The organism is Streptococcus oralis, assembly GCF_023109155.1.
Taxonomy (GTDB): Bacteria; Bacillota; Bacilli; order Lactobacillales; family Streptococcaceae; genus Streptococcus; species Streptococcus oralis_BZ.
On the sequence record NZ_JALDUA010000006.1, the window covers coordinates 18,188 to 41,186 of the forward strand.

General features: G+C 42.8%; 28 protein-coding genes. 4 read left to right on the forward strand and 24 right to left on the reverse strand.

The features are described 5' to 3' along the window. Positions 1 to 205: 205 nt before the first annotated feature. Positions 206 to 601 (reverse strand): helix-hairpin-helix domain-containing protein, encoded by a 396-nt coding sequence (locus M1F63_RS09630; RefSeq protein ID WP_049489719.1) that lies wholly within the window; start codon positions 599 to 601, stop codon positions 206 to 208. Positions 602 to 820: 219 nt separating this feature from the next. Here M1F63_RS09630 and M1F63_RS09635 point away from each other — a divergent pair, with 219 nt between their 5' ends. Beyond that, the gene (locus M1F63_RS09635; RefSeq protein ID WP_001058555.1) at positions 821 to 1,126 is read left to right on the forward strand and encodes a DUF898 family protein; all 306 of its coding nucleotides are present in this window, start codon (positions 821 to 823) and stop codon (positions 1,124 to 1,126) included. Between the two features lie 42 nt (positions 1,127 to 1,168). Here the strand turns inward: M1F63_RS09635 and M1F63_RS09640 are convergent, their stop codons facing one another. The 15 genes from M1F63_RS09640 to M1F63_RS09710 form a co-directional block, all read right to left on the reverse strand. Beyond that, a complete protein-coding gene (locus M1F63_RS09640; RefSeq protein WP_000119707.1) occupies positions 1,169 to 1,423 on the reverse strand; it encodes a DUF1912 family protein in 255 nt (84 codons plus the stop codon). A gap of 9 nt (positions 1,424 to 1,432) precedes the next feature. After that, positions 1,433 to 2,767, reverse strand: a complete 1,335-nt coding sequence (locus tag M1F63_RS09645) for a DUF438 domain-containing protein (protein ID WP_247918197.1) — start codon at positions 2,765 to 2,767, stop codon at positions 1,433 to 1,435. Next, positions 2,767 to 3,000: a DUF1858 domain-containing protein gene (locus M1F63_RS09650; RefSeq protein WP_000368739.1), complete on the reverse strand. Its 234-nt coding sequence runs from the start codon at positions 2,998 to 3,000 to the stop codon at positions 2,767 to 2,769. The genes M1F63_RS09645 and M1F63_RS09650 overlap by 1 nt, the downstream gene beginning before the upstream one ends. 261 nt (positions 3,001 to 3,261) lie before the next feature. Next, the gene (locus tag M1F63_RS09655; RefSeq protein ID WP_000505782.1) at positions 3,262 to 3,444 is read right to left on the reverse strand and encodes a hypothetical protein; all 183 of its coding nucleotides are present in this window, start codon (positions 3,442 to 3,444) and stop codon (positions 3,262 to 3,264) included. 1 nt (position 3,445) lies between these two features. Then, on the reverse strand, positions 3,446 to 4,225 hold the full coding sequence (locus M1F63_RS09660) for a hypothetical protein (RefSeq protein WP_084848905.1): 780 nt from the start codon (positions 4,223 to 4,225) through the stop codon (positions 3,446 to 3,448). A gap of 150 nt (positions 4,226 to 4,375) precedes the next feature. After that, complete coding sequence (gene rbfA / locus M1F63_RS09665) at positions 4,376 to 4,726, reverse strand: 30S ribosome-binding factor RbfA (protein WP_001273601.1); 351 nt, start codon at positions 4,724 to 4,726, stop codon at positions 4,376 to 4,378. A gap of 166 nt (positions 4,727 to 4,892) precedes the next feature. Continuing rightward, positions 4,893 to 7,715 (reverse strand): translation initiation factor IF-2, encoded by a 2,823-nt coding sequence (gene infB / locus M1F63_RS09670; RefSeq protein ID WP_247941304.1) that lies wholly within the window; start codon positions 7,713 to 7,715, stop codon positions 4,893 to 4,895. Between the two features lie 16 nt (positions 7,716 to 7,731). Then, a complete protein-coding gene (locus M1F63_RS09675) occupies positions 7,732 to 8,031 on the reverse strand; it encodes a YlxQ-related RNA-binding protein (protein ID WP_001041395.1) in 300 nt (99 codons plus the stop codon). Then, positions 8,024 to 8,317, reverse strand: coding sequence for an RNase P modulator RnpM (gene rnpM, locus M1F63_RS09680; protein WP_000857568.1), 294 nt, complete (start codon positions 8,315 to 8,317; stop codon positions 8,024 to 8,026). Before rnpM ends, M1F63_RS09675 begins: the two co-directional genes overlap by 8 nt. A gap of 21 nt (positions 8,318 to 8,338) precedes the next feature. Then, on the reverse strand, positions 8,339 to 9,475 hold the full coding sequence (nusA, locus tag M1F63_RS09685) for a transcription termination factor NusA (RefSeq protein ID WP_049550482.1): 1,137 nt from the start codon (positions 9,473 to 9,475) through the stop codon (positions 8,339 to 8,341). A gap of 42 nt (positions 9,476 to 9,517) precedes the next feature. Beyond that, a complete protein-coding gene (gene rimP, locus M1F63_RS09690) occupies positions 9,518 to 9,997 on the reverse strand; it encodes a ribosome maturation factor RimP (RefSeq protein ID WP_247941305.1) in 480 nt (159 codons plus the stop codon). Positions 9,998 to 10,123: 126 nt separating this feature from the next. Continuing rightward, the gene (trmB, locus tag M1F63_RS09695; RefSeq protein ID WP_001266087.1) at positions 10,124 to 10,759 is read right to left on the reverse strand and encodes a tRNA (guanosine(46)-N7)-methyltransferase TrmB; all 636 of its coding nucleotides are present in this window, start codon (positions 10,757 to 10,759) and stop codon (positions 10,124 to 10,126) included. After that, complete coding sequence (gene ccrZ, locus M1F63_RS09700) at positions 10,756 to 11,550, reverse strand: cell cycle regulator CcrZ (RefSeq protein WP_000363019.1); 795 nt, start codon at positions 11,548 to 11,550, stop codon at positions 10,756 to 10,758. The genes trmB and ccrZ overlap by 4 nt, the downstream gene beginning before the upstream one ends. A gap of 47 nt (positions 11,551 to 11,597) precedes the next feature. Further along, positions 11,598 to 12,647 carry an ABC transporter permease gene (locus tag M1F63_RS09705; protein WP_247941306.1) on the reverse strand — a complete coding sequence of 350 codons (1,050 nt, stop codon included), beginning with the start codon at positions 12,645 to 12,647 and terminating at the stop codon, positions 11,598 to 11,600. Further along, positions 12,644 to 13,375, reverse strand: a complete 732-nt coding sequence (locus M1F63_RS09710; protein WP_096422737.1) for an ABC transporter ATP-binding protein — start codon at positions 13,373 to 13,375, stop codon at positions 12,644 to 12,646. Before M1F63_RS09710 ends, M1F63_RS09705 begins: the two co-directional genes overlap by 4 nt. A 67-nt stretch (positions 13,376 to 13,442) precedes the next feature. Here M1F63_RS09710 and M1F63_RS09715 point away from each other — a divergent pair, with 67 nt between their 5' ends. The 3 genes from M1F63_RS09715 to M1F63_RS09725 all read left to right on the forward strand — a co-directional run bounded on the left by M1F63_RS09715 (position 13,443) and on the right by M1F63_RS09725 (position 14,864). Beyond that, a complete protein-coding gene (locus M1F63_RS09715) occupies positions 13,443 to 13,853 on the forward strand; it encodes an HIT family protein (RefSeq protein ID WP_084859555.1) in 411 nt (136 codons plus the stop codon). Between the two features lie 9 nt (positions 13,854 to 13,862). Continuing rightward, on the forward strand, positions 13,863 to 14,141 hold the full coding sequence (locus M1F63_RS09720) for a hypothetical protein (protein WP_007519263.1): 279 nt from the start codon (positions 13,863 to 13,865) through the stop codon (positions 14,139 to 14,141). A 69-nt stretch (positions 14,142 to 14,210) separates the two neighbouring features. Continuing rightward, positions 14,211 to 14,864 (forward strand): hypothetical protein, encoded by a 654-nt coding sequence (locus tag M1F63_RS09725; protein WP_247941307.1) that lies wholly within the window; start codon positions 14,211 to 14,213, stop codon positions 14,862 to 14,864. 79 nt (positions 14,865 to 14,943) lie between these two features. On the opposite strand, the gene dnaJ is transcribed toward M1F63_RS09725, so the two are convergent. The 8 genes from dnaJ to M1F63_RS09765 form a co-directional block, all read right to left on the reverse strand. Further along, positions 14,944 to 16,080 (reverse strand): molecular chaperone DnaJ, encoded by a 1,137-nt coding sequence (gene dnaJ / locus M1F63_RS09730; RefSeq protein ID WP_247941308.1) that lies wholly within the window; start codon positions 16,078 to 16,080, stop codon positions 14,944 to 14,946. A gap of 442 nt (positions 16,081 to 16,522) precedes the next feature. Continuing rightward, entirely contained in the window at positions 16,523 to 18,346 is a 1,824-nt protein-coding gene (gene dnaK / locus M1F63_RS09735) for a molecular chaperone DnaK (protein ID WP_000034683.1), read from the reverse strand. Positions 18,347 to 18,595: 249 nt separating this feature from the next. Next, positions 18,596 to 19,111 (reverse strand): nucleotide exchange factor GrpE, encoded by a 516-nt coding sequence (gene grpE, locus M1F63_RS09740; protein WP_000046025.1) that lies wholly within the window; start codon positions 19,109 to 19,111, stop codon positions 18,596 to 18,598. A 26-nt stretch (positions 19,112 to 19,137) separates the two neighbouring features. Then, positions 19,138 to 20,178, reverse strand: coding sequence for a heat-inducible transcriptional repressor HrcA (hrcA, locus tag M1F63_RS09745; RefSeq protein ID WP_247941309.1), 1,041 nt, complete (start codon positions 20,176 to 20,178; stop codon positions 19,138 to 19,140). 162 nt (positions 20,179 to 20,340) lie between these two features. Then, positions 20,341 to 20,850 (reverse strand): DUF2812 domain-containing protein, encoded by a 510-nt coding sequence (locus M1F63_RS09750; RefSeq protein WP_247941310.1) that lies wholly within the window; start codon positions 20,848 to 20,850, stop codon positions 20,341 to 20,343. Positions 20,851 to 20,884: 34 nt separating this feature from the next. Beyond that, positions 20,885 to 21,460, reverse strand: coding sequence for a DUF2812 domain-containing protein (locus M1F63_RS09755; protein ID WP_247941311.1), 576 nt, complete (start codon positions 21,458 to 21,460; stop codon positions 20,885 to 20,887). Beyond that, on the reverse strand, positions 21,460 to 21,780 hold the full coding sequence (locus tag M1F63_RS09760; protein ID WP_000423978.1) for a PadR family transcriptional regulator: 321 nt from the start codon (positions 21,778 to 21,780) through the stop codon (positions 21,460 to 21,462). Before M1F63_RS09760 ends, M1F63_RS09755 begins: the two co-directional genes overlap by 1 nt. Positions 21,781 to 21,937: 157 nt before the next feature. Next, positions 21,938 to 22,999: G5 domain-containing protein (locus tag M1F63_RS09765; RefSeq protein WP_247941312.1), on the reverse strand; the 1,062-nt coding region annotated here is incomplete at its 5' end.

The following is a 22,999-nucleotide window of genomic DNA, read 5'->3' on the forward strand; positions in this document are numbered from 1 at the left end:
CCACCCAATTTCGGGCAGATGCCCGCAACTCTAGTCTTTAAAACAAAAAGACACTTTTATTTCAATTTTTCATCCATCAGCAACCAGTTTTGACACATTTGTGGACTTCTCAGCACCGCCACTTTCTGTAAAATGTGGGATCCAAAACACCTCTAATGGCTCTATTGTAGCAAGTTTTTCTCGGAAATGCAAGACTCAAGAATGATTACTTGAAGCTGATTCCGTGCTCTTTTAATTTCTTAATGGTAGCTGGACCAATTCCCTTCAAGGCAAGGAGTTCTTTTTCAGTCCAATTTTTAAAGTCAGCAGCCGACTTGATGCCTTCATCATAGAAAGTCTTAGCACGGTCTACTGAGAGACCACCCAAAGTAGCTGCGAAATCTTCAACTGAATTGGCTACTTTTTGAGCTTGTTCCTTAGTCGCTTCTACTGCTTGTTCCACTTTTTTAGAGACAACTTTTCCTGCTTGGCTGGCAGATTTTTCTGCATGTTTCACGACTTTTTTGGTCTCTTCGACAACTTTGGTCACTGTAGTTGAAAAGGCACCTGAACGACGAAGGCTATTTCGCAATTGTTTTTTACGTTGGAGTTTCTTTGACATGATAAAATCCTTTCAATAAAAAATCCCTGCTCTTACAAGGATTTAATAAAGATATTCTATCAAGATTTTGGGAAAAAATCAAGAAAGGAAACAAGATTCCCCTTAAAAATCTAGCCGTTTTTTTCCTTTCAAACTAATTTAACAATGATTCGACTTCTTGATAAAATATGCAGTAATGTGCAAGACTGATTCACGTAAAAAGCTGATAAGGAGAACGATATGAATAACGAGAGTTACTTTGACGGTGGTCTTTTAAGCTACGTTGGACATGCTATCCTAGCCATGCTTATCATGGGCTTTACTGTTGGAATCGCTACACCATGGGCAGTTTGTATGATGCAAAACTGGAAGGTTAAGCACACTGTCATCGATGGACGTCGCCTTTATTTTGACGGAACAGGTTCTCAATTATTCGGGAACTGGATCAAGTGGTTCTTGCTCACCATCATCACCTTGGGCATCTATTCATTCTGGTTGCATATCAAAATGGAACAATGGATCACCAAACACACACATCACGTATAAACAGAAAAAGTGCGTTCATACGCACTTTTTGATTTGTAACGATTAGTAGTTTCTCTCGCCAAACAATCCTTCTGGCAAATCATGGAATCCCTTGCCTGCCTTGAAATTTTCAAACTTACCAAGCAAAAACTGGTAGGCATCCAAGCGACTCTCGTAGCGAATCATGGCATCTTTGGCACGTTCATCTTGGTCTTCTTCGTAGACTTTTTGACTTTCCTTGTGCGCCATGTCGTTGATCATGATCTGGGTATTGACCCAGGCTTCGAATTCCTTCATAAATTCCTGTTCGTAACTCATTGATTCTCCTTATTCTAATCCACGGAAATAGTCCGTATCAATCTCTCGGTAGGGCTGGATATCCTGAACATACTCCAACACCCCTTGAAATTCTCCGTTTTCATCGTGTACCGCAGCATAGGTGATGTGGACAAACTTGCCTCGCGACTCTGACTTGAACCACATTTCATACTTGTCCTTGACCCCTTCACGAAGACCTTTCATAACGGCCTTCACCTTTTCTAGGTACTTGGGCGGATGGCAGAGTTCAACATTGCGCCCAACTTGGGACGGCGTCCGTTTGAAAATCATCTCATCAGCTGGCGCATTGTCATTATAATACTGGAAAATATCGTCTTTATTGACAAAAGTAATCTCCATAGGGAGGTGATTGAGGATGAGATTGGCCTGCTCGACGGAGAGATAACCATTGCCAAAAGCCTGTTGGCTATGGCGGTCCAGCACTGCTTCCTTTTCCTTAGGGGTAAAGGTAATGGTGAACTGGCCTTCTGGTGTATCGATAACTTGCTGAACTTGACCTTCTGCCGTGTCTAGTTGTACTGTCTCCTCGGCACTCTTTTCCTCAACAAAGCTCTGTCGTTCTGGCACCCATTTCTCTGACGGACGGATGATGGCATAGCCGTAGGCATCGCTCTCCTCCGCAATCTGAATCCAGTCATCCTGGGTGAAAGACTCAAGGAGAATCATGAGGAGGATGGACTCTTCCTTGAAAATCATACTTTCAAACTCTGTCGCAAAAGCTTCAAAGGCCTCCTTTACAGTGGAAATCGCCACTTCTGGTAGTGCCTTAGCCGTCGCTAGAGCTGTCTGAAAGAGTTCTCTGATCTGATCATCCACTCCCCACATGACTTTAGGAGGTGAATCGTGACCATAGCGCTCCATGATGGGAAAAAAGAGCTCTTCCTTGCGCTGATAATGGATGTCAAATTGCCCCAACAGCCCCATTTGACGAACCAAACCCTTGCGCATCTCCGCCAGCATTTCCTCGTCTTCCATAGACTCATAGGTATCTAACAATCTCCGAATGCGAATCAAAGCTGCACGGAGAGCCAGATTTTCATCCTTGAAGACGCGAACTGGGTGGCCAGGGTGTTCGGTATCCTCCACTTCGACACCCTTAACAGCGTTTTTAAAAAGATTGGCATGGACATCACAGAGCTCCATGACATCTTCAAAGGTGACACCTGAGTCTGAGTTCATCAGCTCGTGCTCCATGAGGGAAATCTCGATGGCTGAAACACCCGTAAAAGTCGCATCAAAACGCTCCTGAACCGACTCAGGAGAGGCGCCATTATGCAATTCTAACAAAATATCCCGTAGGATATGAATCCGTTCATCTGCCATTAGTCTAATCCAATCACTTCATAGCCATTCGCTTCCAGTGTGCGGACAATCTTGTCCATAGGCGTTCCTTCGAGCTTAGAACCCTGCTTCAGTGATACTTTGCGACCGACTGTATTGCGCATCAAGGGATTAGCAAGTGGTTTAAAACCGAGCTCCACTAGGATTTCCAAAACTTCTGGGTGCTTGTCTACCACTTCTGCAACGGGTATTGACACATCGATGATATTGTCCATGACGACCTCCATTGTATGTTCTAATACTCAATGAAAATCAAAGAGCAAACTAGGAAGCTAGCCGCAGGTTGCTCAAAACAGTGTTTTGAGGTTGTGGATAGAACTGACGAAGTCAGTAACCATACCTACGGCAAGGTGAAGCTGACGTGGTTTGAAGAGATTTTCGAAGAGTATAAAATGATTTTACTGCTTATATTATACCATATGGGGAGAGATTAAAAAACTAGCAGAAGAGTTCCTGCTAGTTTCTTTCATTTCAAGTTATTCCTTATCCTCTGGTTTTGCGAGCCACTGGGCTACATCCATCAGCTTGTCAGCAAGCAGTACTTTCCCGAAACCTACTAGAGCATTGTCGTCTTTTTTCATGTTCTTCAGAACTTTGACGCTTTGCATCACAAAAAAGTAATTCCCGTAAGTCTTGGCTAGAATTTTAATGAATCCCATATTACTCTCCTTCGATGATTTCTACCTCTTTTCGGATAGTATCAACGTCTCTTTGATATTGCACTTCATTGTAGTTGACTAGCTTGGACAATTCCCGTTGCAATCTTTCTCCCATCGGTTTCATGGTCGCAAAGGTTAAGCCCCCAGAAATGACTCCACCTAGGATAGGAATCACTTTCCCCATCCCTTTGGCTAGGCCTCCTTTTGTCAGATTGACTCCAAAAATTTTCAAAACTTTTTCTAAAATTGGATACCAAAGAGTTTTTGTCAAGGCTTTCTTGTTCACTACTTTTATGACTTGCTTGGCTACTGTCACACCGCCTGATCGAAGCAGGGCACCTGCGCCATTTACTCCCAGCATCACACCGAGATATAGTAGGAGTGTGTTTTTAGCTTCCTCGCTTAACTCATTGCGCGATGCCCAAAGATCATCAAATCCGTAAATATAGCCTAGTTCTTGAGCTAATTTCAATGAAAAAGCATAAAACTGGGCTACGTCTGTCGGGATAGTGATCGCCATGGCAAGGCCTCCAGGTAGACCAGCCAAAACCGAAGTTCCACTGGCTAACAGGACATTATCCTTAATACAGGCCTTGGCCACTCTATCCAAGCTTTCCTGAGGCAACAAAGAAGTCGGCCCTTGTTCTAATAAGGTTGCAATATCCTTGCGATCTAATTCCTTAGAAAACTTTTCCACCAAAAATTTCTCTCGATCAACTTTGACTACGGGTAATTTCACCACTTGTTGCAGTACTTGCATAGCTATATCTTGTTTAGCCATATATCTCTCCGTTTTTCATTTATATCAAGCTTTATCATATCATACTATTTGAAATATACAAATTTTTTAAACCGATTTTTATCAGATAGATACATTATCAGATAGCAATTATCAAACTCTGACAACAAAAAAGAGGGTATCCCCTCCTTCTTAGTTCTTATCCAGATTGCGTAGCATCTCGTCAATCTTGTTTCCATATTCAATGGACTCATCTTTGACGAAGGTTAAATCTGGGATTTTGTACAATTTCAAATTGCGACCAAGTTCACGTTTGATGGTACCAGTTGCTTTTTCAAGCCCGATTTGAGCTTTTTGGTTATCCGAAGCAAGGTTACTCAAAATGGTGTAGTAAACCTTGGCAACAGACAAGTCACCCAGCATCTGAACATCTGTAATGGTCACACCTTGGACACGCGGATCACGGACTTTCTTTTGCAAAATCTCATTGACTTCGCGCTTGATTTCCATGCCCACACGATCCGTACGGAAATGATTTGCCATGATATTCCTTTCTCTACTTTGAACCAAAAGCTAGGCCAGCAGACCTAGCTATTTTTATTAGATAGAGGAACTAGAGCCATTTGAATCTAGGAAACAAGCCTTAGATAGAACTAAGGGTTCATCAAGGCGCTGTTGACGACGAGTCAAATCGGCTATCGTTTCTCTATTATCGTTTGATTTCTTCCATGATATAAGCCTCAATCACATCATCAGTCTTGATATCATTGTAGCCATCAATCATCAATCCACCTTCACGACCGTTTGTAACTTCTTTGACGTCGTCTTTGTAGTGTTTCAAGCTTGCGAGTTCTCCGTCATAGATAACGACACCGTCACGGATAACACGGACTTTCGAGTCACGGGTAACTTTACCGTTGATAACCATGAATCCACCGATGGTTCCCACTTTAGATACCTTGAAGGTTTCACGGATAACTGCTTCACCAATAACTTTTTCTTCGAATTCTGGATCCAACATCCCTTTCATGGCTTCTTCCATCTCTTCGATAACCTTGTAGATAATGCTGTGGAGACGGATTTCTACATCGTCAGCTTCCGCTTGTTGACGCGCTTGTGGTGTAGGGCGTACGTTGAAACCAACGATAAAGGCATTGGAAGCTTCCGCAAGGGTCACGTCAGATTCGTTGATAGCACCGACTGCCGAGTGGACGATGGTAACTTTGACACCTTCCACATCGATCTTTTGAAGTGAGGCAGAAAGGGCTTCAACAGAACCTTGTACGTCGGCCTTGATGATGACATTGACTGACTTGAGCTCACCTGCCTTAAGCGTATCAAAGAGGTTTTCAAGGCTGACACGTTGGGTAGCTTGACGTTGTTTCATGAGGGCACGTTTTGCACGCTCTTCACCGGCTGCACGCGCAGATTTTTCATCTTCGTAAACGGCAAAGTGGTCACCTGCCATTGGCGCTTCGTTCAAACCTGTAATAGAAACTGGTGTTGATGGGCCTGCAACCTTGACACGACGACCAAGGTCATTGGTCATAGCACGGACACGACCGAAGGTATTTCCGACAACGATTGGGTCTTGGACATTCAAGGTACCTTGTTGGACAAGAAGGGTTGCGACCGCACCTTTTCCTTTATCCAAGCGCGCTTCGATAACCGTACCGATCGCACGCACTGTTGGGTCTGCTTTGAGTTCTTGGATTTCAGCCACAAGAAGGACTGTTTCCAACAATTCTTCGATATTTTGGTTGAATTTAGCTGAGATTTCAACAAATTCAGAATCTCCACCCCAGGCAGTTGACATAACACCATGCTCTGCCAATTCACCGATAACACGTTCTGGATTGGCACCTGGTTTATCAATCTTGTTGATAGCTACGATGATTGGAACGTTGGCCGCTTTTGAGTGGTTGATGGCTTCGATAGTCTGAGGCATAACCCCGTCATCGGCCGCCACGACCAAGATGGTAATATCGGTAACAGATGCACCACGCGCACGCATCGATGTAAAAGCCGCGTGTCCTGGTGTATCAAGGAAGGTAATCTTCTTGCCATTTTCCACGATTTGGTAGGCACCGATATGCTGAGTGATACCACCTGCTTCACCTGTCGCAACACGAGAGTTACGAAGGGTATCTAGAAGGGTTGTTTTACCATGGTCAACGTGTCCCATGATGGTTACAACTGGTGGACGCTCAACCAATTCATCTTCATTAAGATAGCCATCTTCGACAAAGAAACGTTCGATGTCGGCATTATCCACTTCAACCTTTTGTTTGGCTTCGATACCGTAATCCACCATGAGGAGTTCGATGGTTTCTCCATCTAAGGATTGGTTTTGTGTGGCCATCACACCCATCATAAAGAGTTTCTTAACGATTTCAGCTGGTTCACGTTTAATACGTTTTGCGATTTCCGCAACAGTCATACCATCTGTATACTCAAATTCTGTTGGCAATTCGTGGAACTTACGCTCTGTAACAGGTTTTGGAGTCTGGTTACGGTTGTTTTGCTTGTTCCCTTTTTTATTTTTCTTGTTGTTATTCCAGTTACTATTTCTTTGATTTCTCACTTGATTCTGACTACTTCGATTCTTTTGTTGTTTTCTAGGACCATCTTCTTCGTGATCATAATCGTCACGTTCTTTGTCTGGTCGAGCTTGTTTTTTACGACGTGTATCCACTGGCGCTTCTTTCGCTACAGGAGCTACTGTTATAGCTGGCTGCGTTTGTTCAGCTAGCTTAGCAGCTTCTTCAAAGATTTCCTCTGGCTCCTTGCGTTTGTTAGCTTGAGCCAAGGCTTCTTTGGCTGCTTGCGATTGTTTGAAGCGCTCCTCGCTTGAGCGTGCGTACTCTGCATTTTGCTCTGCTTTTAGGGCTGCTGCACGGGCTTTAAAGTCAACACGTGGGCCAGCTTGTTTTGGCTGGAAGTCTTGTTGCTGACGGCGATCATTGCCACGATTCCCTTGACCTTGTGGTTTTTTCCCTTGGTCGTTAAATCGGCGATTGTCGCGGTTTCCTTGACCAGGTTTGCCACCATTACGACCATCGTTTTTCTGACGGTTGCCGTTTTGTTGTTGGTCACGGTTGTTGCCCTTGTTTTGTTTGCGTCGCTCTGCCTGCTCTTTGGCACGCGCCTCACGCTCCGCCTTGAAGTTTCGACTCTGTGGTCTTGCGGCCACTACTTTTTCTTCCTTAGGAGCTGCAGGTGTAGCTGATTTGCTTTCTTCCTTAGGAGCTGCAGGTGTAGCTGATTTGCTTTCTTCCTTAGCGGCAGCTGGTTTAGCTGATACAGGCTTTTCTGCTTTCTTTTCTACACTTGCTTTTGGTGCTACAGGTTTTGCTTCTGCTTTAGGAGCAGGTGCAGGTTTAAAGCTAGCTGCGATTTGTTCAGCAGCAGCAGCTTCCACGCTCGATGAGTGGCTTTTCACATCCAAGCCCAACTCTTTTGCACGCGCTACAACTTCTTTACTTTCTTTTCCAAGCTCTTTTGCGATTTCGTACAATCTTTTCTTAGACAAATCATGTCCTCCTCTTCTATTCCATAAGAGACCTCATTTTCTTTGTAAATCCAGCATCTGTCACAGCCAAAACCTTTCTCGGTTTCCCGACTGCTATGCTTAATTCCAGTGTTGAAAACACGGTTATAACTTCTACTTGATAATAGTCACTTTTATCTTGAATCTTCTTGGTTAGATTAGGGCCAGCATCATGGGCTAGAAAGACTAGCTTAGCTTTCTGGTCTTGAATGGCCTTGACCACCAATTCCTCACCCGATATGATCCGGCCTGCTCGTTGAGCAAGTCCCAAGAGATTGCTTATCTTTTGCTTATTCAAGTCCTAACTCTCTTCTTTTCACTTTGTGATCCACATAAGCGATCAACTCGTCATAAAAGCTTTCTTCCACTTCCATGTTAAAGCTGCGGTTAAAGACTTTCTTCTTTTTTGCCTCTAGGGCTTCTGTATTGTCTAGCTTGATATAAGCGCCACGGCCATTGGCCTTGCCTGTCGGATCGATAAAGACCTGTCCTTCTTTGTTCTTGACAATGCGGAGCAAATCACGTTTATCAATCACTTCGTTGGACACAACAGACTTGCGCAAAGGGATTTTTCTTGTTTTCATCTTTCCCTCCTCTAGCAGCTTTTATTCTTCTGTCAATTCATCCGCATCTGCGTAATCCACTTGACCTGCTTCTTCCATAGCTTCAAACTCACTGGCTGACTTGATATCGATACGGTAACCTGTCAAGTGAGCTGCTAAGCGAACATTTTGTCCACGACGACCGATGGCAAGAGAAAGCTTGTTATCAGGTACAACGACCAAGGCACGTTTGCTGTCATTTTCATCAAAGATAACTTGGTCAACCTCTGCAGGTGCGATGGCATTGTAGATAAACTCAGCTGGATCCGCTACCCACTCGATAACGTCGATGTTTTCTTCGACAGGAATCATGCGGTCGCTCTTAGCATCGTAACGAGCTGGGTGGAATTTGCTGGTGATTTTCTTGATATTGGCACCACCACGTCCAACGATTGTCCCGATAGCGTCCACGTTTGGATTGTGGCTACGAACGGCAACTTTCGTACGGTCACCAGCTTCGCGGGCTACGCTCATGATTTCGACAGTTCCATCATACACTTCTGGAATTTCTTGCTCCATCAAACGTTTGATCATTTCTGGATGGCTACGGCTAACAAATACGTTGACACCACGAGGATTGTCTTCAACCTTGTAAACGTAGACTTCGATACGGTCATGGGAAGCAAAAACTTCTCCAGGGATTTGGTCCTGTTTTGACAATTGGGCTTCGATGCTACCAAGGTTGACATAGATGAAGCGGTTGTCAAAGCGTTCTACTGTACCAGACATGATTTCTTGTTCATGTTCTTTGTATGTATTATAAGTGATGGCACGTGTTTGCTTGCGCATTTTTTCCATGATGGTTTGTTTAGCAGATTGGGCTGCTACACGACCAAACTCAGCTGGTGCTTCTTCAAACTTGATTTTGTCACCAAGCTCATAGGCTGAATTAATGGCAAGGGCATCTTTCAAGCTAATTTCCAAACGGCTATCAAATACTTCATCAACAACTTCACGGACAGTATAAACTGTAAAGTCACCCGTTTTTTCATTGAAGTCAATGGCTACGCTGTCAGATTGACCATAGCGTCTGCGATAAGCGGAACGAAGCGACTCTACTACTGCGTCGATGATGTCTTCTTTTTTGATTCCCTTGTCTTCTTCCAAAATGCGGAAGGCCTCTAGCATTTCTTTACTCATGTTCTTTTTACTTTTGAATCCTCAAAAGCTATCCTTTCTTTTCTATAGTTTTACTGCTAAACGTGCTTTTGATACTAAACTGTATGGAATTTGAACGGTTTTCTTACGTGTCTTGTCCATATATTCCATGGTCAACTCGTCTTCTTCAAAGGATACCAAAGTTCCTTCAAAGACTTTTTGCTTATCAATGGCTTGGTAGAGCCCGACATGGATGTATTTCCCAACAGCTCCAGCGACAGCATCCTTGGTTTTCAAAGGACGTTCCAAGCCTGGACTGGTGATTTCTAGGAAATATTGTTCTGGGAAGGGATCGGGCTTGATGGTGTCTAGGACAGGACTGATAATTTCTGTCAGGTCTGCCGTGTCGTTCAAGGTAATTCCTTCAGGTTTATCTACAAAAATACTGAGAATCATGTCACTGTCAATCTTTCCATACTCGATATCCACGAGTTCGAAAGGCGCTTGGATGACAGGTTCTACAACTTCTCTGACTAATTCTACGATTGTTGCGATTGTGTCCACCTCCTCATAAGCAAGAGGCGAAGATATTTCCCCGCCTCTCTTTCTTATATTCTTACTATCAGTATAGCACGTTTGTCAATTTATGTAAAGCATAAGCACTCAAACGGCTAGTTTTCAAGCTATTTTTTAAAATTCTGCCTCAACACGGTAGATCACTTGACCCTTGTTGGAGAATTTTTGCTCATATTCCGTCATGACATTGCCTTCAAAATCACTGGCATGTAAGTCCAACCAAACCCCGTTCAGTTTCATGCCGTACTGAGAAAAACTCACCAGGCTGTACTCAAATAAGCCACGATTGTCTGTCTTGAAATGGATTTCCCCATTCTCAGGTAAGATGCGCTTGAAGGTATCCAAGAAACTCTTGTAGGTCAGACGGCGTTTTTCATGGCGTTTTTTAGGCCAGGGATCTGAAAAGTTTAGGTAGAGACGATCAATCTCACCGTCTTCAAAGTAGTCCGTCAAATCTGAACCATCTACCCACAACAACTTGATATTAGGAACTCCAACTTCTAATACCTTATCCAAGGCATAACTTAACACCGACTTTTGGATGTCAATCCCGATATAGTTGATGTCAGGGTTTTGTTTGGCCATTCCTGATACGAAGGCTCCTTTCCCACTTCCAACTTCAACATGAATAGGATGATCATTTCCAAACAAGTCTCGCCATTTCCCTTTAGCTTCCAAGGGATTGAGGACAACATACTGGGGATTAGCCTCTAGTAACTCTGTCGCCCCTTTACGATTTCTAACTCTCATCTTTTCTTTCCATACTTGTCACGGAAGACACGCAAGGCATAAATCTCCCGGTTTACATTGTCTAAATCTTGATTTTCACAGTATTTGGCAATCTGGTTCAAGTAAGAATACTGACCATACCAATACAATTTATCTAACACTGTCTGATTGTACTTATAGCCGTAGTCTCTCAACCATTGGCGCCACTGATGATCCGGAATGTAGTGGCATAGCAAATGCGCTACATCAAACATACGATCCGTCAGACGAACCGAATCCCAATCCACTAGATAAACGAGTCCACTCTCTGTCTCAATCCAATTACTATGACGAAGATCCCCATGCACAATCGTTGCATGGTCTTCTCTAAAACCTGGAACCGTCTTACCTAGCTCAGCAATCACACTGTTCAAATAGTGGTTCTGCTTCAAGATTTCTGGAACTCCCTGCTGCCAAGAACGTAGCAAATCAACTGGTGTTTCCATGGTGTATCCCAAACGGCTCAACTGCTTCATCAAAGGACGCGAGCGGTGAAGGCGGTTCAAGATATTGATAATCTGCTTGCGATTCATATCGTAGGGGGTCAAGATTTTACCCGTCAGCCATTCCTGAGCACACATATCACGGCCATCTGGCAAACGACGAGTCCATAGTAATTGAGGAGCGATTTGTTCTCTGGCTAGGCCAGGTAGGATTGGAGAGGTGTTCATTTTTACAAAGACGCGCTTCCCATCAGGGTAGCTTCCCATATAAGCTTTGCCACTCTTCCCAGGGATAGGGGTCAGCGTTAGCTCATTATCACCCAAGTCCATTTCTTTCCTCCGTATAAAGTTTCCTTACTATTCTACTAGTTTTTGGTCTATTCGTCAACCAATCTTTTTAGTTGGTAAGGCAAATAAAACAATTGTAGGAAAAGACTAGCTCCTACAAGAGCCAACAAGGCTATTTTTTCTTGAAAAACCACTGCTCCGACCAGTAATTCCAGCAAAAGAACTGCACTTCCCACACCGACTACAATCTGTTTCAATCCCTTTTCTTTCTCCCCTTTTTCTAATGGAAAGAGCTGGGTCAAGTATTGGTAGTCAAAGGCATGATAGAGGGCCAGTAACTGAAAGAGCAAGAGGTAATTAAATAGAACCACCACTGCTGTCGCAATCCAAGATTGCTCGATAAAGAGCAAAGCTAACAAGGATAGGAGCAAAAGACGCAAACTAAGCGCAAAGAGGTCTCCATTTCGCAGATAAGAGCGGAGATAAAGATTTTGCCAAATCTTCCCAGGCACCTTTTGAACAGTCTTTAGGATGAAATCTAGATAAGCGCGACGTTTGACACTATTTGAAACGCCCTTGACCTGAGTAAAGAGAGCAAAGAAACGAAGCAAGACTTGCTTGCGCTTGCTTTCTTGGGAGATCACATAGTCCCAGTCGATTCCAGTCTCAGTAAAAAAATTACTGGCTTTTTGACGAAAGAGCAGGTATTTCCCAGCTCCCAATAAAAGCACATAGATGAGAAAAACTGGCAAGCCATAACCCATGGCTAAAAATAAGGGCGCAAATAAAAGCAAGAAAAGGGTTTGGACCAAGAGCCAAAAGACCAGTGAGCGCACTGTCTGCCCTTTGAGGTGAGACTTAACCTCCTCTTCACTGACTAAGAGAAAGAGCTTATCCGGTCCTTCCATGTAGGTCGCGATTCCTCCCCAAGCCAAAAGCAAGGCAGATACAATCCCAAAAAACAAGAGGATAGGCCAGTGGTTTTCAGGAAAATGTTGCAGGAGTTGACTGTACTGGTAAGCTAGAAAACCGATAAGAACTAGCAGGAACAAGACAAAGTGGTCATTGAGAACATAACGGAGATAACCGACACATTCCTTACGAAAAGCCTGCTTTCGCTTTAAAAACAAGTCTTTCATAGCTCCTCCTCTTTGGTCAGAGCCAAGTAAATATCATTCAAACTCGCTTCAGGCATGTCAAAGGCTTCGCGGAGTTGCTGGAGGTTCCCCTGAGCCCGCACCTCTCCCTTGTGGAGGATGACAAAGGCATCACACATCTTCTCCGCCGAATCCAGCACGTGGGTACTCATGAGGATAGACTTACCTTTTTGCTTTTCTACTTCCAAAAGCTGAATCAAGTCAGAAATGGCCAGCGGATCGAGGCCAAGAAAAGGCTCATCAACGATAAAGAGGCTCGGATCCACCACAAAAGCACAGATAATCATGACCTTCTGCTTCATTCCTTTGGAAAAATGCACTGGAAACCAGTCCAATTTTTGGTCCAGACGGAACATTTTTAACAAAGGTTCCACACGATCAAAAGCCACTTTTTGCTCAATACCATAGGCCATGGCAACCGTCTCGATATGCTCTCTGAGGGTCAATTCCTCATACAGACTAGGCGTTTCTGGGATATAGCCAATCTGTTTGCGATAGCTGGTCGCATCTTCTCGCAGGGTAAGACCGTTAATCTTGATTTCCCCACTGTAAGGTGTTAACAGACCAATAATCTCATTAATTGTCGTTGATTTCCCAGCACCGTTGAGACCAATCAAACCGACCAACTGCCCACTTTCAACGGTAAAGGACACATCTTTCAAGACAGGGACATGAACATAGCCTCCTGTCAGGTTTTTAATTTCTAACATATTTTCTCCGAATCTGGTATAATGTAGCTATATTATATCAAAATTCAATACAGTAGAGGTGGATTTTATGTCAGATTGCATTTTTTGTAAGATCATCGCAGGGGAGATTCCTGCTTCAAAAGTATACGAAGATGAGCAGGTTCTTGCCTTTCTTGATATCTCTCAAGTAACGCCTGGACACACTCTCATTGTACCAAAAGAGCACTATCGCAATCTTTTGGAGATGGATGCCCCAAGTGCCAGCCAACTCTTTGCCCAAGTGCCACTGGTAGCTCAAAAAGTTATGAAAGCTACCAAAGCTGCTGGTATGAACATCATCGCCAACTGTGAGGAAGTTGCTGGTCAAACGGTCTTTCATACTCACGTGCATCTCGTACCTCGCTACGGTGCAGAAGATGACCTCAAGATTGACTTTATCGCCCACGAACCCGACTTTGACAAACTTGCCCAAGTCGCTAAAACCATTAAAAACGCTTAAGGAGATGCCATGAAACTATCCAATCTATTGCTATTCGCAGGAGCTGCAGCTGGAAGTTATTTTGTCGTGAAAAATCGCCAAGCCATTCAGGATGAAGTGCTAGATACAACTGACCGCGTCGAAGCTATCAAGGCTGATTTGGATATCATCCAAAACAGCCTGCAAATCATTGACCAACAAAAAGCCCTTATCAAGGAATACCAAAAAGATTTGACCTACAAGTTCAAAGTCTTAGAAAAAGATTTCCAAACCAGAATGGCGGTCCTCCAAGAAGAAAAACAAGAATAAGAAAGCCTCCAACTTTCCTTAATTCCATTTTGGGTTACTAGATTTGAACAGAAAAAGGAGGCAATGAAAATGAAACAGTTTGTAAAAGTTCTAGCGAAGGTCATCGCGATCCCTTGCGGCTGCCTCTGCCTGCTTGCAGCCCTAGCATTTCTACTAGTGGCCAATCTTTTCAAGGCTTCACCGAGCGACATCCGTGAGGGGAATGAAGCCTTAAAACAAATCTTTATCTCTCTTGACATGCCTCCTAAGAAAGTAGAATCAAATGGAAGGTATCAATTTGAGGGTGGAGGCCTAGATTTTTATGTTACTTTCTCAGACGAGGTCATCAATAGTCACCCCGTCCTAAAAGAAAGTCCAAAACTCACCAAAAACCGACTTAAAGTCTATGTCCTCCAGACAGGAGAGATTTCCTACTATAAAGTAGGAAACAACTTGTTCAATCACGGTTTAATACAATTTTTAAAGGAGGAGGGCGAGAAGTATTTCCAAGAAAAAGGAAAGAAATCAAAATCTTCTTACACAATTCTAAATTGGAAAGATCAAGAAAGTCTTAAAAAGGGAATTGCATTCTATGAAAAAGCTTTGACCTTAGTAGATATTCAGGATAATTCGGCGATTAAGCGCATTGACACCGTCACCGTTAAGCCTGGAAAGGAAGAGGAATTCAAGCAACTCATTCAGGAGATGGATACTGCTGGCTTGCTCACTCAAAAGTATAAATAGTAGACTAATTGGAGAATGATTGCTCGATGCTAAATTTCCCAAGATTATACAAAAAAAGAGCCCGCCGGCTCTTTTTACTTTATTCTCCTTCAAAGGCATCTTTTATATGATCAAAGAAGCCTTTTTTCTTTGGATTGACTTTCAAGTCACCTGCAGCTGCGAATTCTTTAAGCGCTGCTTTTTGGCGGTCGTTCAAACCTGTCGGAGTCACGACATTGACAGTAACGTATTGGTCACCAACAGCACCGCCACGAAGGCTTGGTGCTCCCTTGCCACGTAGACGGAATTTCTTGCCAGTCTGTGTTCCTTCTGGGATAACCAATTCAACATCTCCATGCACGGTTGGAATTTCAACAGTATCTCCAAGAGTAGCTTGGACAATATTGAGGTTTAACTTGTAGAAAATAGTTGTTCCTTCACGTTCAAACTTATCGCTAGCTTCTACTGAAACCACCACGTACAAGTCTCCGTAAGGTCCACCGTTAAAGCCTGCTTCACCTTGACCCGCGAGGCGGATTTGTTGGCCTGTTTCCACACCAGCAGGGATTTTTACATGCACGCTATGAGCTTGTTTTTCATGACCTGTTCCGTGACAAGTTGTACATGGATCTTTAATTTCTTTTCCGCGACCATGACAGACATCACAGGTTACTTGGCGACGCATCATACCAAGCGGAGTCTGTGTATCGACATTAATAACACCAGCGCCATGACAGCGTCCACAAGTGACTGGACTTGTCCCTGGCTTAGCACCAGATCCGTTACAGGTACGACAGCTGGCTTCACGATTGTATTTAACTTCTTTTTCTGTTCCAAAGATAGCTTCTTCAAAGGTCAAGTTCACACGGTACTGGAGGTCATCCCCTTGACGAGGAACGTTTGGATTGCGTGAAGCTCCGCCTCCCCCGAAAAAACTTGAAAAGATATCTTCAAAACCACCGAAGCCACCTGCTCCGTCAAAGCCACCGAAACCACCGGCACCACCAAAGCCACCGTTGGCACCTGCAGCACCATACTGGTCGTAAGCTGCACGTTTTTGGTCGTCACTCAAAGTCTCATAGGCTTCTTGAACTTCCTTGTATTTTTCCTCAGCACCAGGCTCCTTGTTGATATCTGGGTGGTATTTTTTTGAAAGCTTACGATAAGCCTTTTTGATCTCGTCTGCCGAAGCGTTTTTTGACACCCCCAGACGATCATAAAATTCAGTATTGTTCATACAAGATACTAAGAGCGAACAGAAAGCGACTGAAATTTAGGAAACCGACAAGAAATCCTGATTTCTTAGGAGGTTTATCTAATTTCCAAGCTTTCCGCTCGAGTTCAATTACGAACACCCTTATTCCTTTCTGTTAATCTTACGGAACGAAACCTCAATCTAGGTCGGGTTCAATTCCTTTCTTTGTATATTGATGATAAAAACTCAAATAAATTAGGTTCGGCACCTTTTTACCGAAAAACAGAGGCTGGGTTGCAACCTCTGGATTTCTTCCTATCATTATTACATTTAGACAAAGTACTTTAGTAATTCGTCATTCTTAACGAGTTAGGCTTAACTGAGTTTCGGCTAAAAACTTCGGAAAAAAGATAAGCCATCGTTTGTGCATCGCACAAGGCGATGGCTTCCTATTTTTCTTTCGTTTTCTTAACGCCTCAACACCTTACTTCTCTGTAAACTCTCCGTCTACGACGTCATCGCCTGCGTTTCCTGTTGCTTGTGCGCCTTCTGCTCCTGCTTGAGCTTGTTGTGCTGCTGCGGCTTGTTCGTAGAGTTTAACAGCAAGCCCTTGAGCTTTTTCGTTCAATGCTTCAAGTTTTGCTTTCATTTCGTCCAAGTTGTTGTCTTCTTGCGCTTTCTTAAGGTCATCAAGGGCAGCTTGGGCAGCATCACGTTCTGCATCGAAGCCTTTTCCTTCAGTTTCCTTGATTGTCTTTTCAGTCGCAAAGATTGCTTGGTCTACTTCGTTACGAAGGTCTACTTCTTCTTTACGTTTCTTATCTGCTTCAGCGTTTGCTTCTGCATCTTTCATCATGCGGTCGATTTCTTCATCAGTCAAACCTGAGTTAGATTGGATAACAATAGTTTGTTCTTTTTGAGTTCCAAGGTCTTTGGCTTTAACAGATACGATACCGTTCTTGTCGATGTCGAAAGTTACTTCGATTTGAGGAATTCCACGAGGTGCAGCTGGGATATCTGTCAATTGGAAGCGTCCAAGAGTCTTGTTATCCGCTGCCATTGGGCGTTCACCTTGAAGAACGTGGATATCAACGGCTGGCTGGTTGTCTGCTGCAGTTGAGAAGACTTGTGATTTAGAAGTTGGGATTGTAGTGTTGCGATCAATAAGTTTTGTGAAGACGCCACCCATTGTTTCGATACCGAGTGATAATGGTGTTACATCAAGAAGGACAACATCTTTCACATCACCAGTGATTACACCACCTTGGATAGCAGCACCCATGGCAACAACTTCGTCAGGGTTTACTGATTTGTTTGGTTCTTTACCAGTTTCAGCCTTAACAGCTTCTACAACGGCTGGGATACGAGTTGAACCACCAACAAGGATAACTTCGTCGATTTCTGACAAGCTCAAACCTGCATCTGAAAGGGCTTGACGAACTGGAACTTTTGTACGTTCAACAAGATCACGAGTCAAATCGTCAAATTTCGCACGAGTCAAAGTCATTTCCAAGTGAAGAGGTCCAGCCTCACCAGCAGTGATGAATGGCAAGCTGATTTGTGTTGAAGTTACACCAGAAAGGTCTTTCTTAGCTTTTTCAGCCGCATCTTTCAAACGTTGCATTGCCATCTTGTCAGTAGACAAGTCAATACCATTTTCTTTCTTGAATTCTGCTACCAAGTGGTCGATGATTTTTTGGTCAAAGTCGTCACCACCAAGTTTGTTGTCCCCCGCAGTTGACAATACGTCGAAGACACCGTCACCCAATTCAAGGATAGATACGTCGAATGTACCACCACCAAGGTCGAATACCAAGATTTTTTCTTCTTTGTCAGTCTTGTCCAAACCGTAAGCAAGAGCTGCTGCAGTTGGCTCGTTAACGATACGTTCTACTTCAAGACCAGCGATTTTACCAGCGTCTTTTGTTGCTTGACGTTGAGCATCGTTGAAGTAAGCTGGAACTGTGATAACCGCTTTGGTTACTTTTTCACCAAGGTATTCTTCAGCGTAACCTTTCAAGTATTGAAGGATCATAGCTGAGATCTCTTGTGGAGTGTATTCTTTTCCATTTGCAGAAACTTTTTCAGAAGTTCCCATCTTAGATTTGATAGAGATAACTGTATCTGGGTTTGTAACTGCTTGACGTTTTGCGGCATCACCAACGATGATTTCGCCATTTTTGAATGACACTACAGATGGAGTTGTGCGATTTCCTTCTGGGTTTGCGATGATTTTGCTTTCAGTTCCTTCAAGAACTGCAACTGCTGAGTTTGTTGTACCTAAGTCAATACCGATAATTTTAGACATGTGTTTTTCTCCTTAAATTTTATATTCTTTCTTTTTGATACTCTTCTTAGGTGGCGACGCCGTCAGAGCTTGACTCGTCAATCTCTTTGACTAAACTTTGAGCCTAAGGTCTCAAAGTTTGCGCAAATAGCGCCACGGCGAAGAGTATCGTCCTTGGTTCGCTTTGCTCACTATTGCAAAGCTGAACAACTTTCTTAACTTTCTTCATAGTTTATTGTCATTTCGGACAAAATTTTTAAGCTCTGTTGCCTAGTTATATACTACTACCATGGCTGGGCGTAGGATGCGGTCATGGAGTTTGTAGCCTTTTTGAAAGACTTGGGCGATGGTATCTGCTGGATGTTCATCATCTGCTGGGAGAGTTTGGATGGCCATATGATAGTTATGGTCAAATTCGCCGTCAGCTGCGATTTCTTCGATTCCTTCTTCTTTCAAAGCGTAAACCAAGCTTTCTTGCACCATCTCCAATCCTTTTTTAACATCGTCTGTCAAACCTTCAACGGCTAGTGCACGTTCTAAGTTGTCGAGCGATGGTAAGATTGCTTTTGCCAGGTCTTGGCTACGATAACGTTGCAAGTTTTGACGTTCTTCATTGGCACGGCGTTGAATATTTTGCATTTCTGCATGAGCGCGAAGGTATTTATTTTCAAACTCATCTGCACGTTCATTTGCCAAGTCCAACTCTGACTTTTCAGGAGTTGTTTCTTCAGTTGTTTCCACAACTTCCTCTTCTTTCATTTCTTCATTTTTTATATCTTGGGCCATTTTCGCCTCCTTTAATGATTTCAATCTTAATGTACTTCGTAATGATTACTGCTGAGGTAGCGGTAAAAATCTGTCAACTTCATGGTCAAAACACGATTGACAACATTGACTTGATTGACCAATTGCTGGTAGTCCAGATTGACCGGACCGATAATCGCTAGAATTCCAAAACCTCGATCTCGATAAGGAATTAGGAATTTACTGCTAATCACTGCTAGGTTAGCTAGACAGGATTCCTGACTGTCCGCAACACGAACATTTTGCATCTGATCTTCATGCAGACCCTCACGAATCTCCAGAGCCACCTTTTGTGGATGATCAAAGAACTGATAGGCTGCTAGATTAGCAAAATTCAAGAGATTGACTTTTCCCGACACCACAATATTTTCGTTGAACATTTCTTTAAAGATGTGTTCAAAGAGATCCATGACATTGTCCGTTGTTGTAAAGTAACGTTGGATAATCTGTGGAATCTCCGTCCGAATCTTATAATGAATGTCCAGAACAGTGTGACCAAGGAAACGTTCCTGAATGATGCTCTTCAGTTTCAGCAAATCTTCCTGCAAGAAGTTCCTTGGAATCAAAAACTGACTGGTAACCGTTCGAGACTCGTCTAGGGTGAAAACTGCAAGAGCAGTATGTTGTCCTAGAACGACAATATCGAAGGCCGTCAGGCGCTGTCTGCTCGGCTCAACATCCAGTGCTACTACCGTACAGCCGCTCAGGTCTGTCAATAGATTAGCAGCCTCTTGCAGAATATCCTCCAGTTTGAAGAACTCCTGATCAAAGGCTTTGACAATCTCGTATACCTCATTTTCAGCCAGTCTGTCAAAAGCAAGCGAGTGTTTCACATAGTACTGAAATCCCGCGACACTTGGCATCCGACCGCTTGAGGTATGAGCCTTCTCAAGCAAACCCTGCTTCTCTAGAGCTGCCATGTCATTACGAATGGTAGCACTACTAGAATTGATAGACTCTTGTAGCGCCTTGGATCCGACAGGTTCGTGCGTTTTGGTAAAGATGTCAATAATCAGATTTAAAATATCCTGCTGACGCTCTGTAACCATCTCATCACTCCTCTCTGTCCGATCGATTAGCACTCTATGTACCCAAGTGCTAACTCATGATTCTATTATACACCCTTAGAAGAGAATGTCAAGATAAAAACTCAAAAATTAGCACTCTTTTACCAAGAGTGCTAAAAATCAGTCTGAAGACCTAGAACCTTGCTACTCATCTACCTGGTATTTCCTTTTAAGTCTGAAAAAACCATAGATTAGATAAGAAATTAAGCAAGTGTATAAAACGAAAATAATAAAGAAAGACTGAGACAAGTTCTCTCGATACAAACTCATGCAAACAACAAGACCACCTGAGAAAGCGGCTATACAGGAACGAAGTCTAGACCGCATAGCTTCCCATCTAAGAGCATTACGCATATAGACTTTCTCCTCTGAAAGTATATCAGAAGTTGGTTTACGAAGAATTGAATAAAAACCTGTTTCTATCAATTCCCAACCGCTATTTCTAAAATCTTGCAGTTCATGCTTATACTTTTTAAGAAATCTAGAATCATAGATATGATAGATGACATCATCTGGTTGGCATTGTTCAAAATAGAAAAAACCAAAACGGTTAGTTCTATATCTCCAACCTTTCAAGTGCATCTCATGTAAATATTCTTCTTCCTTGTCCAAATCAACAATGGTGAAAATCCTAAATTGTATCTTGCTATTCATTGTCTTACCTCCAAATCAGAAAACATACATGGTTTTATTTTTCAGATAATTCTTTCCACTTTTGAAACAAGCTCCAAAAAATATAAGAAATCTGAACCGCAAAAACTATCAATAAAACACAATCTATTATGACAATCAAAAACATTCCCCAACTGAAAGAACTAGCTCCACTGACAAACTTTGAGAAAACCGGTAGTAGAGCTAAAAATAGAATCAAAATAGGAAGCATCCGCATTATTAAAATCCGTTTGATCATAGCTAACTTCCCTGTAGCGTCATTATAGATTTCAAACTCAGTATCCGATTCAATTTCAGAATGTGCTTTTCTAAAATAGGAAAAACTATTCAAGTCTGTAATATGCTCCCAGCCACAGTCTTTAAATAGTTGTAAATAGGAGGCTCTCTCTGATTTTTTCATGGGATAAAAGTCCAACTGATAAGACACCTGCTCCGGTTGGCACTTTTCAAAAGTATACTTAACCGCAACTACTAAGTTAGAGTAGCTTACTTCCGTCAGTTTCCAGCCCTTAGCATGCATTCCCCCAAGGTATAAAGCCTCTCTATCATAATCTGCAATTGTAGATATCCGATATACAACCTTCTTTTCCATTATACTTCCTCCCGACTATTTCTATAGAGCCGTTCAATACGTTTCAATTCAATATCTAAGACTTTTCGTCCCAAGTCTGTGATCTGATAGATTTTACGTTTTTCCTCTTCCCGGATAAAGGAAATCAAGCCATCCTTTTCCATCTTTGACAAGGTCCCATACATAGTTCCAGGACTAATCGAAACTTGCGAATCTGTCATCTCCTTGACCTTTTGTGTGATACCATATCCATGGTTCTCCTTCTGTAAACAAAACAAGATATAAAAACCTGTTTCAGTCATGGGAAGGTAAACACGCCTGATTTTATCTGTTAATTCCATTTATTCACACCTCCTATTCAGTTCGATATATCGCATCTCGTTATATAAACTATATCACAGCTCGATATAAAATGCAAGAAAAAGAGAGAACGATTTCTCGTTCTCTCTTCTTAGGCTCAGGAATTAAGAATTCAATTTCTTATTTCCTAAGAGTGGCTTAGTCTTTCTTACGAACGACAAAGCCTACTAGACCAGCGATAAATAAACCAATCATTGAAAGAAGACTAGTAGAAGCTGTACCTGTACTTGGTAGAACTTTCTGATCTTGGCTTGCAGTTTCTTCTTTCTTAGTGCTTTCAGCTTGGTTCCCTGTTGTTGCAGTATCATTCTTATCACCGTTGGTTGTTGTAGAAGCTACTTTCTTAGTTCCAACTTCAACAATCTCATCTACTGCTGGAGTAGTGATTGTACTTGATTTCTCAACACGACCTGTTTCAACGCCATCTGTGTATGTCACTGTGTAAACAATGGTGCGAACACCCTTCTTACCAGCAGCTTTCACTTGACGACTTCCTTCTGGAAGATCTGGATTTGTTACTTCCTTCGTTTGGAAGGCAACTTCTTCTGTCTTCGTTTCTTCCTTAGTCGTTACAACTGGGGCTACTACTTTCTTAGTTCCAACTTCGATAATCTCATCTACTGCTGGAGTAGTGATTGTGTTTGATTTCTCAACACGACCTGTTTCAACGCCGTCTGTGTAAGTCACTGTATAAACAATGGTGCGAACACCCTTCTTACCAGCAGCTTTCACTTGACGAGTCCCTTCTGGAAGATCTGGATTTGTTACTTCCTTCGTTTGGAAGGCAACTTCTTCTGTCTTGGTCTCTTCCTTAGTCGTTACAACTGGGGCTGCTACTTTCTTAGTTCCAACTTCGACAACTTCGTCTACTGCTGGAGTAGTGATTGTGTTTGATTTCTCAACGCGACCTGTTTCAACGCCGTCTGTGTAAGTCACTGTTTCAACAATGGTACGAACACCTTTTTGGCCAGCTGTTTTCACTTGACGACTTCCTTCTGGAAGATCTGGATTTGTTACTTCCTTCGTTTGGAAGGCAACTTCTTCTGTTTTCGTCTCTTCCTTAGTCGTTACAACCGCTGCTTTCTTAGTTCCAACTTCGACAACTTCGTCTACTGCTGGAGTGGTGATTGTGTTTGATTTCTCAACGCGACCTGTTTCAACGCCGTCTGTGTAAGTCACTGTTTCAACAATGGTACGAAC